Source organism: Metaplanococcus flavidus (assembly GCF_042675885.1).
GTDB classification, from domain to species: domain Bacteria; phylum Bacillota; class Bacilli; order Bacillales_A; family Planococcaceae; genus Planococcus; species Planococcus flavidus.
In genome coordinates this window covers 64,126-78,614 of record NZ_JBHTKI010000023.1, presented here as the reverse complement: position 1 = coordinate 78,614, position 14,489 = coordinate 64,126, and the positions used below count along the sequence as shown (strand labels likewise).

Here is a 14,489-nt window from a genome sequence, read left to right as displayed (position 1 = left end):
AAAAAATCTATTGACCACCCCGGTCGACAGGTTTATAATGAAGTCGACCAGAGTGGTCTAAAGGGAGGCGAGTACAAGAAATGGAAAAATTTAAAGGCCTCGACGAAGAAAAACAACAGAAAATCCTCGATGCTTCTTTGAAGGAATTTGCGGAGCATGGCTACGACAAAGCCTCGACAAACCGGATTGTGAAAGAAGCTGGCATCGGCAAAGGGATGTTGTTTTATTACTTCAAGAGCAAGAAAGTTTTATATGAATTTCTGGCAGAGTATAGCCTGGATTTTGTAGTTGAAAAATATTTTTCCCGAATTGACATGACTGAGACTGATTTTATAGAACGATTGAAACAAACTGCACAGGTGAAGTTTGAAGCGCAGACAGAAAATAAAAATGTGTTTAATTTCCTGGGGACTTTTATGCTGAATGCAGATATCAAGCTGCCTCCGCATATCCAGGAAAAATACGAAGCCATGCAAAAGGCCGGGAACGCAATGATTTATGAAAATGTGGATCTATCACTTTTCAGAAATGACGTCGATGTGGAGAAAGCGTTCAAGTTGATTCGCTGGTCAATCGAAGGTTATCAGAATGAACTGTTGTATACGCTAAAGGGGCAAAACATGGCGTCGATTAATTTTGATCCTTATTGGGAAGAATTTTTTGATTACCTGGAGATTTTGAAGAAAAGTTTCTATAAGGAAGGGGAGCGGAAACAATGAGCGTTTTAAAAACGGTGGGCTTGACGAAGAAGTTCGGAGATTTTGCTGCACTGGATGGAGTCGATATCGAAGTGGAGGAAGGAGAAATCTATGGTTTTATCGGTCCGAACGGCGCTGGTAAATCCACGACCATCCGTGTTCTTCTTGGGATTTTGAAGGCTACGGAAGGTGAAGTGAAGATTTTTGGCAAGGATGCGTGGAAAGACGCCGTGGAAATTCATAAAAGAGTCGCCTATGTACCGGGAGACGTCAGTTTATGGCCAAATCTGACAGGAGGCGAAGTCATTGATTTGTTTATCAAACTTCGCGGTGGCAACAATAAATCGCGGCGCGAAGAGCTGATTCAACGGTTTGATTTGGATCCCAGCAAAAAATGCCGTACTTATTCAAAAGGGAACCGGCAAAAAGTTGCGCTGATAGCGGCACTTTCATCTGATGCCGATCTGTATATTCTGGATGAGCCGACTTCGGGTCTCGATCCACTGATGGAACGCGTTTTTCAGGAATATGTCAAGGAAGCGAAGGCACAGGGGAAAAGCATTTTGCTGTCGAGCCATATCCTGTCGGAAGTCGAGAAACTTTGCGACAAAGTAGCAATCATCCGACAGGGTAAAATTATTGAAAAAGGGACGCTGAAAGAACTCCGTCATTTAACGGGCACCATCCTGCTTGTGGAAACGAAGCAGCCGATGCCTGATCTGGCTGCGGTTAAAGGGGTCCAGGGCATAGAACAGAAAGAAGGGGCGCTATCTTTTCAGGTCGATCAGGAAGAACTGGATAATGTAGTCCGCTATGTCAGCCAGTTTGGCATCATCCGGATGGAAAGCGCGCCGCCGACTTTGGAGGAATTGTTCATGCGCCATTACGAAGGGACTGGAACGGGAGGCGCATTATAATGAACAAGCAATTATTCAGTGGCACAGGAAGTTTAAGCCGTTTTATCCTGCGGAGGGACCGTATACGGATGCCGGTCTGGATATTCAGTTTTGTGTTTGCGACAGTCGCGATCTCAGCGGCATTCACTGGCCTTTATGAAAATGCGCAGGAACGGCAGGCAATAGCGTCTACGATGGAAAATCCAGCAATGACGGCTATGGTCGGTCCAGGCTACGGCGTGGATAATTACACAATGGGTGCGATGATGGCTCACCAGATGCTGCTGATGACCGCCGTAGTCGTCGGATTGATGAGTGTGCTGCTGGTAATCCGGCATACGCGGGCGGATGAAGAGGAAGGGCGCATCGAAATGGTGCGGTCGCTGCCCGTCGGCCGCCTGGCAAATGTTACCGCAGCCTTGGCAATGCTGTTTTTAGTGAGCATCGTATTGGCGTTTTTAACCGGAGTGGGCTTATATGCTTTGAATATCGAGAGTATGGATCTGGAAGGTTCACTTTTGTACGGAGCTGCTTTAGGGGCAACAGGAATGGTCTTTGCTTCCATCACCGCGGTGTTTGCCCAGCTTTCGCATAATGCCAGAAGTGCAACCGGTTTGTCGATTGGTTTTTTGCTGGCGGCTTATATTGTGCGGGCGATCGGTGATGTGGGCAATGAAGCCATTTCCTGGCTTTCGCCACTTGGCTGGATTTTGCGTTCCGAAGTGTACGTCAATAATATCTGGTGGCCGGTGCTGATGACGGCTGGGGTTGCAGTATTGCTCGCAGGACTCGCGATGTATTTGAACTCCATCCGTGATTTAGGCGCAGGCTTTCTCCCGGCAAGAGCCGGCAGAATTCACGCTTCGCCGTTATTGCAGGGGCCGCTGGGGCTCGCTTTTCGGCTGCAGCGAACCGGCCTGATTGCCTGGGCAATCGCGATGTACGTTTTGGGTGCGTCCTACGGTTCAGTGATGGGGGATATGGAATCCTTTTTTGCGGATGTGGATTTAATGCAGGATTTGCTGGTTCCAATGGAAGGCTTCTCCCTCGTTGAACAATTTGTGCCGACATTAATGGCAGTCATGACGGTTATCGCTGCGATCCCGGTTCTCATGGCCATCCTGAAATTGAAAGGTGAAGAAAAAAACGATCGGACCGATCATGTTTTAGGGAAAGCAGTTTCAAGAAATCGTCTGCTCGGCAGCTACCTGCTGATTTCATTGATTGCGAGTCTTGTGATGATTTCCCTGACCGGATTGGGTCTCGGAACAGTTGCGGATGCAGTGATGGAGGAAGGATTTGACATTGGAATGGCCTGCCAGGCGGCGCTTGCTTATTTGCCGGCTGTTTGGGTGATGATCGGACTGACAGTGCTGCTGATTGGCTGGATGCCGAAATTCACCGGTTTTATCTGGCTGTATTTAACTTTTTCTTTCTTCGTCATTTACCTCGGCAATCTATTCCAATTGCCGGCATGGGTAGAGAAAGTGACGCCCTTTGGGTATGTTTCCGCTATCCCGCTGGAAGAATTCGATGTGCTTCAAGCTATGGTGCTGACAATGATTGCGCTGGTTCTTATGGCAATCGGCTTCGCCGGCTATAATAATAGAGACATTGGCAAATAAGTCTTTGAACTGGAATCTCCTGTTACGAAACGGATAATCCGTTTCGTGACAGGTTTTTTATTGCTGTTTTTTATATTATTTGAAGAGAAAAAACAGAATGGTTTCGAGGTAACAATCAATGTAAACGGGTATAAAGAAAGCAACAACCAATGTCGTCTGCAAAAGGAGGTTCCCGATGTGAGTGACCTGGTAAGGTACATATTACTTGGATTTTCACTTTCTGTGCCAGTGGGCGCAATTACGATCGAAATGATCAAAAGAGGGTTGCGCAACGGATTTTGGCATGCGTGGATTGTCGGCGTAGGCGGAATGTCGGCCGATGTGTTGTTGATGCTGCTGATTTATTATGGCATTGCTGATTTTCTGACGGGACCGACTGCGCAAATTACGATTTGGTTATGCGGTTTTGTAGTATTGGTTTATTTGGGAATCGGCAGTATAAGGGAAGCTTTTCATAAAGCCCATATCGATTCAGGAAGAGCTCCACAGTCAGATTCACTTGTTAAAGCATATCTGTCCGGGTTTATTATTGCCTTATCCAATCCTCTCAACATTATTTTTTGGATCAGCATTTATGGTTCAGTCCTGGCATCGACTTTGCAGACCTTGAATGGAGGAAAAGTCCTCTTGTACAGCAGTGCCATTTTTATCGGAATTGCGATATGGGACCTGGTGGTAGCGGGATCAGTCCATTTTGGCAGAGGTTTTGTGGGACAACGCTTTATGAAGTGGTTTGCCGTTGTTGCCGGTTTGGCGCTGATTGGTTTCGGGCTGTCGTTCGGCTGGCAGGCAGCGGTAAAGTTTTTTTCTCTCTAAAAGTATTAAATCTATCAATGAAAGGGAGTTGTTCATATGTATTCGGACTTATCAGGTAAAACTGCAATTGTTACAGGATCTTCCAAAGGGATCGGCAAGGGAATAGCTGAGCGTTTCGGCAAAGAAAAAATGAATGTAGTTGTGGATTACTTAACGGATCCAAGCGGTGCCGAAGATACGAAAGCGGCCATAGAATCGAATGGTGGAAAAGCCGTAATCGTGCAGGCGGATGTTTCAAAGGAACAAGGCATCCGACTATTAATGGAAACGGCAGCAAAAGAATTTGGTTCGCTGGATGTGCTGGTCAATAATGCGGGCTTCAGCGAAAGCGCCCAGTCAGAGGAGCTGACGCTGGAAAACTGGCAGCGTGTTCTCGATGTCAATCTGACAGGAGCCTTCATAGCGAGCCGTGAAGCGATCAAACATATGACAGACAATGGAATCAAAGGAAGTATCATCAATATCACAAGCGTCCATCAAACAATACCGAAAGTAGCGAATGTGCATTATGGCGTAACGAAAGCCGGCCTCAAAATGCTGACGGAAACATTGGCACTGGAATATGCAGAGCAAGGAATCCGTATCAATGCAATTGGCCCTGGCACGATTAATACACCGGCGAACCCGGTCCATGAACAGGACGAACAGGCCAAGCAACAGACATTGACGAAAATTCCGATGAAAAAAGTGGGGGAGCCGGAACAGATTGCAGCAGCAGCGGCCTGGCTCGCTTCATCGGAAGCAGATTACGTAACTGGCGCCACCTTATTTGTGGATGGAGGAATGACGCTGTATCCTTCTCAATTGAAATAAATACAAGACATCAATGAAATCCGTTTGAAAAGTCTAAGACTTTTCAAACGGATTTTTATATAATACTATTTCAAAAAAATTACACTTTGAGAAGAACTAAGTACCTATTTTAATGTAATAGACAGATTTTTAGAAGTTTTATGATAATAAAGCTTGATTTTATAAATAAACGTTGTATTATTAAATTATGCAATATATCGCATATGGCATTTTGGGTCTGAATGTTATATCGAAAATATATATAGACTCGAATATATTCATTGGAAATTAAATTATTAGGAGGAAAAGATGATGGACAATAAATTATCGTTTAAATCGTATGCAATTGTAGGAATGATGTTGTTTGCGTTATTTTTCGGAGCGGGGAATCTAATTTTCCCGGCACAATTGGGTCAATACGCAGGGACAGAAGTTGGTATTGCAATACTTGGATTTTTAATAACGGGCGTAGGGTTGCCGCTTCTCGGAATTCTGGCTATCGGCTATTCGAAAAGCAATGATTTGCAGGATCTTTCGAGCCGGGTGCATCCGATCTATGGTGTGCTTTTCACTTCTTTGCTGTATTTGACGATCGGACCGTTCTTCGCACTTCCGAGAACTGGAGCTGTTGCGTATGAAGTCGGAATCGCCCCGTTTGTAGATGCTGGTTCAATGGGGGCCATATTGCTGATTTTCTCCATCGTCTTTTTTGCTATTGCCCTATTCATCTCATTGAACCCATCCAAAATTGTCAACAGTATCGGCCAATACCTGTCGCCGGCAATTTTGCTTACGTTGGCGGTGCTTTTGATTGCAGCGTTCATAACTCCGATGGGACAAGCCGGGTCACCGCAAGGCGGTTATATGGACAATGCATTTATGACCGGTTTCCTTGAAGGCTATAACACAATGGATGCACTGGCTTCGCTGGTATTCGGCATCATTGTAATAGCTGCTATCCGAAAAATGGGCGTCAACTCCCCTAAAGGCGTTCTAGCCGCCACCCTGAAAAGTGGACTTGTGGCCGCAGCGTTATTGGCAATCGTTTATACAGGCATTGCGCTTCTGGGTTCCACGAGCACAAGCACACTTGGCTTATTGGAAACAGGAGGACCAGTATTGAGCGGCGCTTCAGCGCATTATTTCGGAACATTCGGCGCGCTGTTGATCGCGGTCATCATCACGCTTGCTTGTTTGACAACGGCAATCGGACTGATTGTAGCCAACTCTGAATTTTTCCATAAACTGACGCCGAAAGTAAGCTACAAAATGTATGTGGTTATTTTCTCGGCTTTCTCATTGGTCGTAACAAATGCAGGCCTTTCCAACATCATTACGTATTCGATTCCGGTATTGATGTTCTTGTACCCGTTGGCGATTGTGCTGATTCTACTGGCGTTTACTTCTCCGTTGTTCCAGCATGCACGCCCTGTTTACGTGGTGACGATTGCTGTCACATTCTTTATCGCCGTTATTGATGGCTTTAAAACTTTGACCGGCACACTGGGTGTTGCCAATCCTGCATGGCTGCAGGCGATTATTGATACGTACAGTGCGATACTGCCGTTATACGATGTAGGGCTTGGCTGGTTGTTGCCCGCTATTCTGACGATCGTGGTTACTGGCCTGATTGTTTCGAACAGAAAAGGCGAAAGCGTCGAAGCTGTGAAAAACTGAGTTGAAGAAATAAAAAGCTGTTCCGGAAGCATTTGCTTCGGAACAGCTTTTTCTTGTCCAGACTCCAACGGCCAACTCCTCGGACTTAAGCTGTCCTTTGTCTAGTCTCCGGTGCCTAGCTCTTCGGGACATAAGTCAACCCAGCTATGTGGCAAAGAGCGCCACTTCGCTGGTCTGCCTTATGCCTGTCAGAGCTGGACAGGCACCTACGCTTTTCGGGACTGTGCGGCAAAAAGCGCCGCTTCGGAAGTTCATCTAAACCATTAATGCTCCTGCAGCGCTTTGCGCTTCGTCGCAAATTGACGCCCAAATTACTTTTGGTCATCAATTGCCTGTCGGAGCTGAACGGCCGTTTCCACTTTTCTTATTTGGCATTCATTTCTTCAATGGAACGGATCCAATTATTTTTTGACAGCGAAATCAGGCGTTCGATATCTTTTTCCTTGAAAGCCTGGATAATTCCATCATGTTCTATTCGCGACACATCCGTTAATTCCAGGGAATGAAAGAAAAATTGTCTTCGGACATGAGATTGCAGGCGGCTCAGCATGACTGTGATATAAGGGTTCTGAGCGGCTTCAATGATAATCCGATGAAATTCCTCGTCGATTTTAAGCGCATTAAAGCTGTCTTGTTCCTTGATGGCCTTGGCAAAGCGTTTGTTTGTTCCTTCCAGGCGGCCGATTTGTTCTTCGGTAATATTCGGTACTGCAAGTTCTGCGGCTAAAGCCTGCAAAACGGCAAGGGGAGGCAGTAAATTCTGTATGTCTTCTTTATTCACTTCGGTGACAGTTGTCGCTTTTCCGGGAAACATTCTCACAAAGCCCACCACTTCGAGCAGTTGAAGTGCTTCGCGTATAGGGGTTCTGCTCAGATTAAGCGCTTGGGCCAGCTCAATATCAGTCAATTTTTCACCTGGTTGCAAGGTGCCGTCAATAATCCACTGTTCCAGTTGGGAATATGCACTTTCTTTGGCACTCATACGGACAGGTTTTGAATGGTTAGTCGGAACCGGCATAATAAATCTATCCTCTCTGAGACGATTGTTATTATCCATTATACCCCAATAATGGCCCATTGGTATCATCGATATGCAATATATCTGTATTTACATTCCTTAATCGTTATAACAGGAAAAGCCAAACAAAAGCCGGTGCAAGAAATGAACCGAAGACGGCGCTCAATGACATAGCGACCGAACTGACCGAGGCTTCCCTCGCACCGTACTCCAGGGCCTTGGCCGTTCCGATGCCATGCGCCGAAGCGCCGAAGCCTATTCCGACGCCAATCGGACTTTTAATATGGAGCATTTTCAGAAACGCAGGACCGAGTATGATGCCTGTGAATCCCGCAATCATCACAAACACTGCTGATAGGGAAGAGATGCCGCCCAATTGCTCAGCAATCTCCATGGCGACCGGTGACGTAATCGATTTCGGGAGCAGCGAAAGTATTAAAACTTCTGAAAAACCAAGCGCTTTTGCCAATGCAATGCCCGTAGACATGCCAATCACCACACCCACTAATATACCGGTCAGAATCGGAATCAGATTCTCCAAAAGAAGTTTTCGCTGTTTATAGAGAGGGATTGCCAAAGAAACGACTGCCGGCCCTAAAAGCCGGTCGATCCATATCCCGCCTGTCATATAGCTATCATAAGAAGTGCCGGTAGCCAGTAAGAACAACACGATGATCAAAGTAGCGGTGAGGGCAGGCATTAAAAATGAGAAATGGAATCTTATATATAGAAGATTCATCAAAAAATAAATACCGACTGTAAATAAGATAAAGAAAACGCCTAAGGTCAAAGTTTCCATCATTCCGGCTCCTTTCCGGCTTTGGCTTGACGCCCCATATATTGGCTCAGCCAGCCTGAACCTGCCATCGTCAATAGGGTGCTGAAAATAATGATGACAATCAGGAAAGCTCCTTTGCCGGTAAATACATCGAGGTAGTCAATCACCCCAACCGTAGCAGGGATAAAGAACAAAGGCAGTAAAGACAGCAGCAGAGTGGCGCCGGATTCAACAAAACGCAGAGGAAACAGTTTCAGCACCAGGGCGATGAACATGAGCATAAAACCGAGAATGCTGCCGGGCAAGTGAATATCAAAAAGTTCGCGCAGCAATTGCCCAAGCAGAAAGAACCCGTATATAAAAATGAATTGAAGAAGAAATATCAGAACTTTCATTTCGCCTGCGCCGCCTTTCGTTCCCGGACTGTTTTCCATAATTAGCTATTTTACAGCATTTGGACGGAAAAACAAAAGTTCTCAGAAAAGAGGAAGAAGACAGCTCAAATGGATGAAACCTTTCTTTGGAAGGAATCGTATATAAGGAATAGACAAGAATGGAGGAATTGAAATGGGCAATTATACAATCAGGGAGTTTATTGAAAAAACCCGTCAGGATGAACGGGAAAATGATTATTTCGAACTTGAGACGGAACGGATTCTGGAAGTGAATCTCGATGGGCTGGTTTGGGCAAAAACAGGATCGATGATTTCCTATACAGGGCAGATTAAATTTGCGCGTGAAGGAGTCATGGAACACGGTCTTGGCACGATGTTCAAAAAAGCGCTGACTGGCGAAGGCGCTTCATTGATGAAAGCCAACGGACAGGGGCGCTTGTATCTGGCGGATCAGGGCAAGAAAATTACGATTTTTGAGTTGAACGACGAATCCATTACAGTAAACGGCAACGATCTGCTTGCTTTCGAGCCCGGAATCGAATGGGAAATCAAATTGATGCGGAAAGTGGCGGGGATGATGGCCGGCGGATTATTCAATGTAACTCTGCAAGGCAAAGGGCGAGTCGCCATCACATCGCATTATGAGCCATTGACATTGCTGGTGAAACCCGGACAGCCGGTGATTACCGATCCGAACGCAACCGTCGCATGGTCGGGGAACTTGACGCCCGAATTCCGGACAGATGTCAGCTTCCGGACTTTTATCGGGCGTGGCAGCGGCGAGTCGATTCAAATGGAATTCCAGGGAGACGGATTTGTCATCGTCCAGCCTTTTGAAGAAGTCTATACCGTGAGCAGTGGCTCTTCGTGACCCGGTGTTGCTTATAGTAAAAAGGAAATATAAACTATCAGTAAAACTAATAATCTTAAGTCGTCGATATTCCGCAAAACAGCTTGCTTTCCGGGGGGCTCGCGTCGAGCTAACTCGGGACTTACGCCCGAGTGGATCTCGCCACTTCGCTTGGTCCCCCAGGAGTCTGCGCTGTTTTGCTCCATATCTAGTTCTCACTTAGCGCCGGCGCGCTCCAGGAGCAGGCGGATGCCGACGGAGCATAAGACGAGTGTTCTTCTCGGCTTATAGCGGGAGCCAAGGTGTGCCATACGAAGATGGCATCTCCTTTGCGACGAGCTTGCGCAGGAGCATAATCTTTGCCCTTGTCCAAAGCGCCGAAGCGTTTATAAAAGCCTAGACTTATATAATGCTAAAAAGCTGGGGAATAGCTAAAATTTCTCCAGCTTTTTACATGGAAAGGATATTTTTCAAAGTCTGGGATGCGTATCTTGACGAAAAGACAGATTTTTTGAAAATTACTGGTTTCATCAGTTGCTTTTTGCTTAGTATATTGTAAGATGGCTAATGTAACGCATCGAATCATGAATTATTGGAAAGGTTCAATCCCAATGCTTACTTCCTCAGGAGGAACCCCAATGGATACAAATCTGAACTTTAAATCCTATCTTATTATCGGCATGATGCTGTTTGCTTTATTCTTTGGTGCTGGAAATCTTATTTTTCCGGCACAATTGGGGCAATATGCCGGCACGGAAGTCGGTATTGCGATTATCGGATTCCTGATAACCGGCGTCGGCTTGCCGCTGCTCGGAATATTGGCTCTCGGCTATTCGAAAAGCAACGATCTGCGTGATCTCTCGAGCAGGGTGCATCCGCTTTACGGCCTGATTTTCACTTCTTTATTGTATTTGACGATCGGCCCGTTTTTCGCTTTGCCCCGGACTGCTGCGGTCGCATACGAAATCGGCATCGCGCCGTTTACCGCAGGTAGCTCAGAATCGACGATCTTGCTCGTTTTCTCCATCATCTTTTTTGCCGTTGCTTTGTCGTTATCTTTAAATCCTTTGGAAATCGTCAATAAAATAGGGAAGTTCCTTTCGCCGGCGATCTTACTGACACTGGCGGTTTTGCTGGTGGCTGCTGCTGTGATGCCGATGGGCAGCATCAATGCGCCTCAGGGCAATTACTTGGACAGCCCTTTTCTGACCGGATTTCTTGAAGGGTATAACACAATGGATGCACTGGCTTCACTTGTTTTCGGTATTATCGTAATTGCCGCAGTGCGGAAATTGGGTGTCACTTCCGCAAAAGGGGTTCTGTCAGCTACTTTGAAAAGCAGCGTGATTGCGGCGGCGCTTTTGGCAACGGTCTATACAGGCATCGCCTATCTTGGGGCGACCAGCACAAATACATTGGGTCTGCTGGATACCGGGGGGCCGGTCCTAAGTGGTGCTTCTTCCCATTATTTCGGCACATTCGGCATGTTATTGCTGGCAGTCATCATCACTCTTGCCTGTCTGACAACAGCAGTGGGACTGATTGTGGCGAACGCCGGATTCTTCAATAAATTGACGCCAATAATCAATTACAAAATCTATGTAGTGATTTTTTCCGTCTTTTCATTGGTTGTCACCAATGCCGGTTTGGCGAACATCATCGCGTTTTCAATTCCGGTTCTGATGTTCTTATACCCACTGGCCATTGTGCTGATTATGCTTGCTTTTCTATCGCCATTATTTAAACACCGCCGCTTTGTATATGCGGCTGCCATTATTGTGACGTTTTTCATCGCCCTCATTGATGGAATGAAGACGCTTACGGCTTCCATCAACCTCGAGAACCCGAGGTGGCTGCAGGCGATCATCGACTTTTATGACGCCATTCTTCCTTTATACAGTGAAGGTTTGGGCTGGTTGTTGCCGGCCATCGTCACCATCCTGATTGCGGGTATCATCGCCCGTTTAAGTGGTGGAGAAGGCACAATTTCGACAGAAAATCGAAACTGATCAGTATGGTGGGCACTAAACCGCTTGGAAAGTCGCCGCTTTCCAAGCGGTTTTTGTATGCGGAAACTAATTGAATTTGAAGAACTGCCAGTTTGACCGCCTGAGAATAGGGAATAGAATAATACGATAATATTGAGGAAGGGGCGGAAAAATGCTAACTTTGGTGCCAAGTAAAGATATGGAGACAATTGCAGTTGAAATCGAAGGACACGTGACAGAAGATGATTTATTAAAACTTGATAAAGTTATACAAGAAAAGTTTTCGGAAAAAGGGGAATTCAACCTTTATGCCATCCTCTATCATTTTGAAGAGGCGTCCTTCAAAGCATTGGTCGAAGAGTTGAAAATTGATGTGAAACGCTGGAGCCAATACAACAAACTGGCTGTAATCAGTGATGACGAAAAGGTCGAAAAAATGGTGGAAGCCAGCGATTTATTGCCAGCGATTAAAACAAAGCATTTTGATATCAATCAGATGGAAGCAGCATGGGAATGGATTGCTGAATAAGAAAAGCGGAAGCGCCTGCTTAGCGCTGGAGTTTGGACTATAAGAAAAACGTTTTGCACAGAAAGAGTGCAAAACGTTTTTTATTGTCTTACGGACCCAATTCTTCGATATACAGCAGCTCGGCTTTGACAATCTGGTACATACTGAGCACAATCGTTTTGCCGTCTGCATCCTCTACCGGAAGAAAACTGACCATGACGCCGGAGAAATTGTATTCGAGCGGACCCTCGATTCGAATGTTCTTCAGCCATTCCCCGTTTGTCAAAAGAATGTTGTAGATATGGAACCGTTTCTTCATGGCTTACCCTCCTCAGCTGTTATTCCAATGAAATAAGTGTATTGAGAGAGGCTTTGTATTACACTTATTATAAATCAAATGGGCGTTTACAGATAGGATGAGATGGAATGAAAAAGGAAATTACGGTTAAGCTGAATGACAAATCGAAAAGCGGGATTGCTGCGGGCTATCCGCTGATTACAAAAGATTCCATTGAAGATATCAGTGCTTTGAAAGAAGAAGGAACGCTCATCAAGCTGACAGATAAACAAGGGCGTTTTGTGGCAAAAGGCTATTACGGCAACCAGAACAAAGGTATCGGCTGGGTGTTGAGCCGAAGTGAAGCAGAGGAGATTGACCAGGAATTTATTGAACGGAGGCTGATCGAAGCGATGCGTCGCCGCCGTGACTTTTTCAACAATCCGGATACGACTGCATTCAGGCTGTTCAACGGTGAAGGGGACGGTTTTGGCGGTTTAATCATCGATTATTATGATGGTTATTTCCTGGTGAGCTGGTACAGCGAAGGGGTTTATTCGTTTAAAGAACAGCTGGTCGCAGCTCTTCATAATGTGGCTGAATTCAAAGGGATCTATGAGAAGAAGCGCTTTGACACCAAAGGGCAGTATATTGAAGACGACGATTTTGTGGCGGGTGAGCGTGGTGAGTTTCCGCTGATCGTCAAAGAAAATGGCGTCAATTTCGCAATCTATTTGAATGACGGGGCGATGACGGGAATATTCCTGGATCAGCGGGAAGTCCGGCAGGCCATCAAAGAGAAGTATGCAAAAGGAAAAACGATTTTGAACACCTTCTCTTATACAGGGGCTTTCTCTGTAGCGGCAGCAATTGGTGGAGCGGATAAAACGACGAGCGTCGATCTGGCAAAAAGAAGTAATGCAAAGACTATCGAGCAATTCAGCGTCAACGGCATCGATTACGAAAGCCAGGACATCCTGGTTATGGATGTTTTCAATTACTTCAAATATGCCAAGCGCAAAGAGCTGAAGTTTGATGTAGTGATTCTCGATCCGCCGAGCTTTGCGCGTTCGAAGAAATATACGTTCAGCACTTCCAAGGACTATACGAACCTGATGAAAGAAGCGATTGCCATAACTGAAGACCGGGGGGTTATCGTTGCTTCGACAAACAGTGCCTCTTTTGGCATGAAAAAATTCAAAGGCTTTATCGACCGGGCATTCACAGACCTCGGCAAGAAGTACACGATTGTCGAAGAATTTTCCCTGCCGCCGGATTTCCGGGTGGATCCGAAATTTTCGGAGGGTAATTATTTGAAAGTCCTGTTTGTGAAGCTTGGTTGATTGGATCAATCCAAAGTTAAACTCTTCCGTAAGGGAAGAGAAGATGTGACGGAAATTTGGAGGCGTGTCTATTTTTTCATCGCCGTTTCACTCAGCCCGCTTGTAGTCGCAGGAGTTCCTCTTCTATAATGTAGGGAGTATGAGTGAGGAGTAGAAAAAATTTGAAAAATGCCTTGGGTCAATTTCGTTTCATGGGAATAGTGGAAGGCGGCTCGTTATTGCTGCTGTTGTTTATCGCGATGCCGCTGAAATATTTTTTCGGCATGCCGGAAGCCGTCAGTGTTGTCGGTGCAGTTCACGGCGGCCTGTTTACTGTTTATGTACTGATGACCGTCTACGCCACATTTGCCGTAAGATGGCCGTTTCGTTTTACCGTCGGCGCGATCGCTGTAGCCTTTATCCCATTCGGCAATTTCGTGCTGGATAAAAGACTGGAAAACTGGAAACAAGTGAAGGTAGCTTAAGACAGGCTGGATATATACAATTTTTTGAGAAAGAATGAGATATAATCGATATTCCGTAAAACAGCTTGCTTGCCTGGGGGCTTGCGCTGAGCTAACTCGGTCTCGTTGCACTTCGTCCGAGTGGATCTTGCACTTCGTCGGCATTCGCCTGCTCCCCTGGGCGTCTGCGCTGTTTTGCTCCATATCTTTAGGGAGCTTTTTATAAAAGTAAAAAGCTTAAAGGATTATTATTTGTCGAGTAACCTACTATCTAGTTTTAAGCAAAATCTGAATGAAGCAGCAGGCCGCGTCCGCTTCGAGCAAAATGATTGAAGTAGTCAACAATTTATCAATAGCTATGAGACACCTGGGGATCGAGTTCCCG

The 14,489-nt window shown here is 45.9% G+C and carries 15 protein-coding genes; 11 read left to right on the top strand and 4 right to left on the bottom strand.

Annotated features, from left to right (window positions below):
- The first annotated feature begins 80 nt into the window (after positions 1-80).
- The 6 genes from ACFQ1X_RS15105 to brnQ (ACFQ1X_RS15080) all read left to right on the top strand — a co-directional run bounded on the left by ACFQ1X_RS15105 (position 81) and on the right by brnQ (ACFQ1X_RS15080) (position 6,504).
- Positions 81-719, top strand: coding sequence for a TetR/AcrR family transcriptional regulator (locus tag ACFQ1X_RS15105; protein WP_144839542.1), 639 nt, complete (start codon positions 81-83; stop codon positions 717-719).
- Entirely contained in the window at positions 716-1,615 is a 900-nt protein-coding gene (locus tag ACFQ1X_RS15100; protein ID WP_144839540.1) for an ABC transporter ATP-binding protein, read from the top strand. The genes ACFQ1X_RS15105 and ACFQ1X_RS15100 overlap by 4 nt, the downstream gene beginning before the upstream one ends.
- Positions 1,615-3,219: an ABC transporter permease gene (locus ACFQ1X_RS15095; protein ID WP_144839538.1), complete on the top strand. Its 1,605-nt coding sequence runs from the start codon at positions 1,615-1,617 to the stop codon at positions 3,217-3,219. The genes ACFQ1X_RS15100 and ACFQ1X_RS15095 overlap by 1 nt, the downstream gene beginning before the upstream one ends.
- 177 nt (positions 3,220-3,396) lie before the next feature.
- Positions 3,397-4,035 carry a LysE family translocator gene (locus ACFQ1X_RS15090; protein ID WP_379083277.1) on the top strand — a complete coding sequence of 213 codons (639 nt, stop codon included), beginning with the start codon at positions 3,397-3,399 and terminating at the stop codon, positions 4,033-4,035.
- Between the two features lie 36 nt (positions 4,036-4,071).
- Positions 4,072-4,848, top strand: a complete 777-nt coding sequence (locus ACFQ1X_RS15085) for a glucose 1-dehydrogenase (RefSeq protein ID WP_144839535.1) — start codon at positions 4,072-4,074, stop codon at positions 4,846-4,848.
- 291 nt (positions 4,849-5,139) lie between these two features.
- Entirely contained in the window at positions 5,140-6,504 is a 1,365-nt protein-coding gene (gene brnQ, locus ACFQ1X_RS15080; protein WP_144839533.1) for a branched-chain amino acid transport system II carrier protein, read from the top strand.
- Positions 6,505-6,868: 364 nt separating this feature from the next.
- Here the strand turns inward: brnQ (ACFQ1X_RS15080) and ACFQ1X_RS15075 are convergent, their stop codons facing one another.
- From ACFQ1X_RS15075 to ACFQ1X_RS15065, 3 genes are all read right to left on the bottom strand, one after another.
- Positions 6,869-7,522 carry a GntR family transcriptional regulator gene (locus tag ACFQ1X_RS15075; RefSeq protein ID WP_144839531.1) on the bottom strand — a complete coding sequence of 218 codons (654 nt, stop codon included), beginning with the start codon at positions 7,520-7,522 and terminating at the stop codon, positions 6,869-6,871.
- 106 nt (positions 7,523-7,628) lie between these two features.
- Positions 7,629-8,321: an LrgB family protein gene (locus tag ACFQ1X_RS15070; RefSeq protein WP_144839529.1), complete on the bottom strand. Its 693-nt coding sequence runs from the start codon at positions 8,319-8,321 to the stop codon at positions 7,629-7,631.
- On the bottom strand, positions 8,321-8,734 hold the full coding sequence (locus tag ACFQ1X_RS15065) for a CidA/LrgA family protein (RefSeq protein WP_379083274.1): 414 nt from the start codon (positions 8,732-8,734) through the stop codon (positions 8,321-8,323). Before ACFQ1X_RS15065 ends, ACFQ1X_RS15070 begins: the two co-directional genes overlap by 1 nt.
- A gap of 133 nt (positions 8,735-8,867) precedes the next feature.
- Between ACFQ1X_RS15065 and ACFQ1X_RS15060 the strand changes: the two genes are divergently transcribed.
- From ACFQ1X_RS15060 to ACFQ1X_RS15050, 3 genes are all read left to right on the top strand, one after another.
- Positions 8,868-9,566 carry an AIM24 family protein gene (locus ACFQ1X_RS15060; RefSeq protein ID WP_144839525.1) on the top strand — a complete coding sequence of 233 codons (699 nt, stop codon included), beginning with the start codon at positions 8,868-8,870 and terminating at the stop codon, positions 9,564-9,566.
- Between the two features lie 617 nt (positions 9,567-10,183).
- Positions 10,184-11,554: a branched-chain amino acid transport system II carrier protein gene (brnQ, locus tag ACFQ1X_RS15055; protein ID WP_144839523.1), complete on the top strand. Its 1,371-nt coding sequence runs from the start codon at positions 10,184-10,186 to the stop codon at positions 11,552-11,554.
- A 151-nt stretch (positions 11,555-11,705) separates the two neighbouring features.
- Positions 11,706-12,062 carry a SpoIIAA family protein gene (locus tag ACFQ1X_RS15050; protein WP_144839521.1) on the top strand — a complete coding sequence of 119 codons (357 nt, stop codon included), beginning with the start codon at positions 11,706-11,708 and terminating at the stop codon, positions 12,060-12,062.
- A gap of 88 nt (positions 12,063-12,150) precedes the next feature.
- Here ACFQ1X_RS15050 and ACFQ1X_RS15045 read toward each other — a convergent pair whose 3' ends face one another.
- Positions 12,151-12,360, bottom strand: coding sequence for a hypothetical protein (locus ACFQ1X_RS15045; protein ID WP_144839519.1), 210 nt, complete (start codon positions 12,358-12,360; stop codon positions 12,151-12,153).
- A gap of 107 nt (positions 12,361-12,467) precedes the next feature.
- Here ACFQ1X_RS15045 and ACFQ1X_RS15040 point away from each other — a divergent pair, with 107 nt between their 5' ends.
- Both ACFQ1X_RS15040 and ACFQ1X_RS15035 read left to right on the top strand, forming a co-directional pair.
- Complete coding sequence (locus tag ACFQ1X_RS15040) at positions 12,468-13,661, top strand: class I SAM-dependent rRNA methyltransferase (protein ID WP_144839517.1); 1,194 nt, start codon at positions 12,468-12,470, stop codon at positions 13,659-13,661.
- A gap of 161 nt (positions 13,662-13,822) precedes the next feature.
- Positions 13,823-14,125 carry a DUF3817 domain-containing protein gene (locus ACFQ1X_RS15035; RefSeq protein WP_379083270.1) on the top strand — a complete coding sequence of 101 codons (303 nt, stop codon included), beginning with the start codon at positions 13,823-13,825 and terminating at the stop codon, positions 14,123-14,125.
- Positions 14,126-14,489 lie beyond the last annotated feature (364 nt).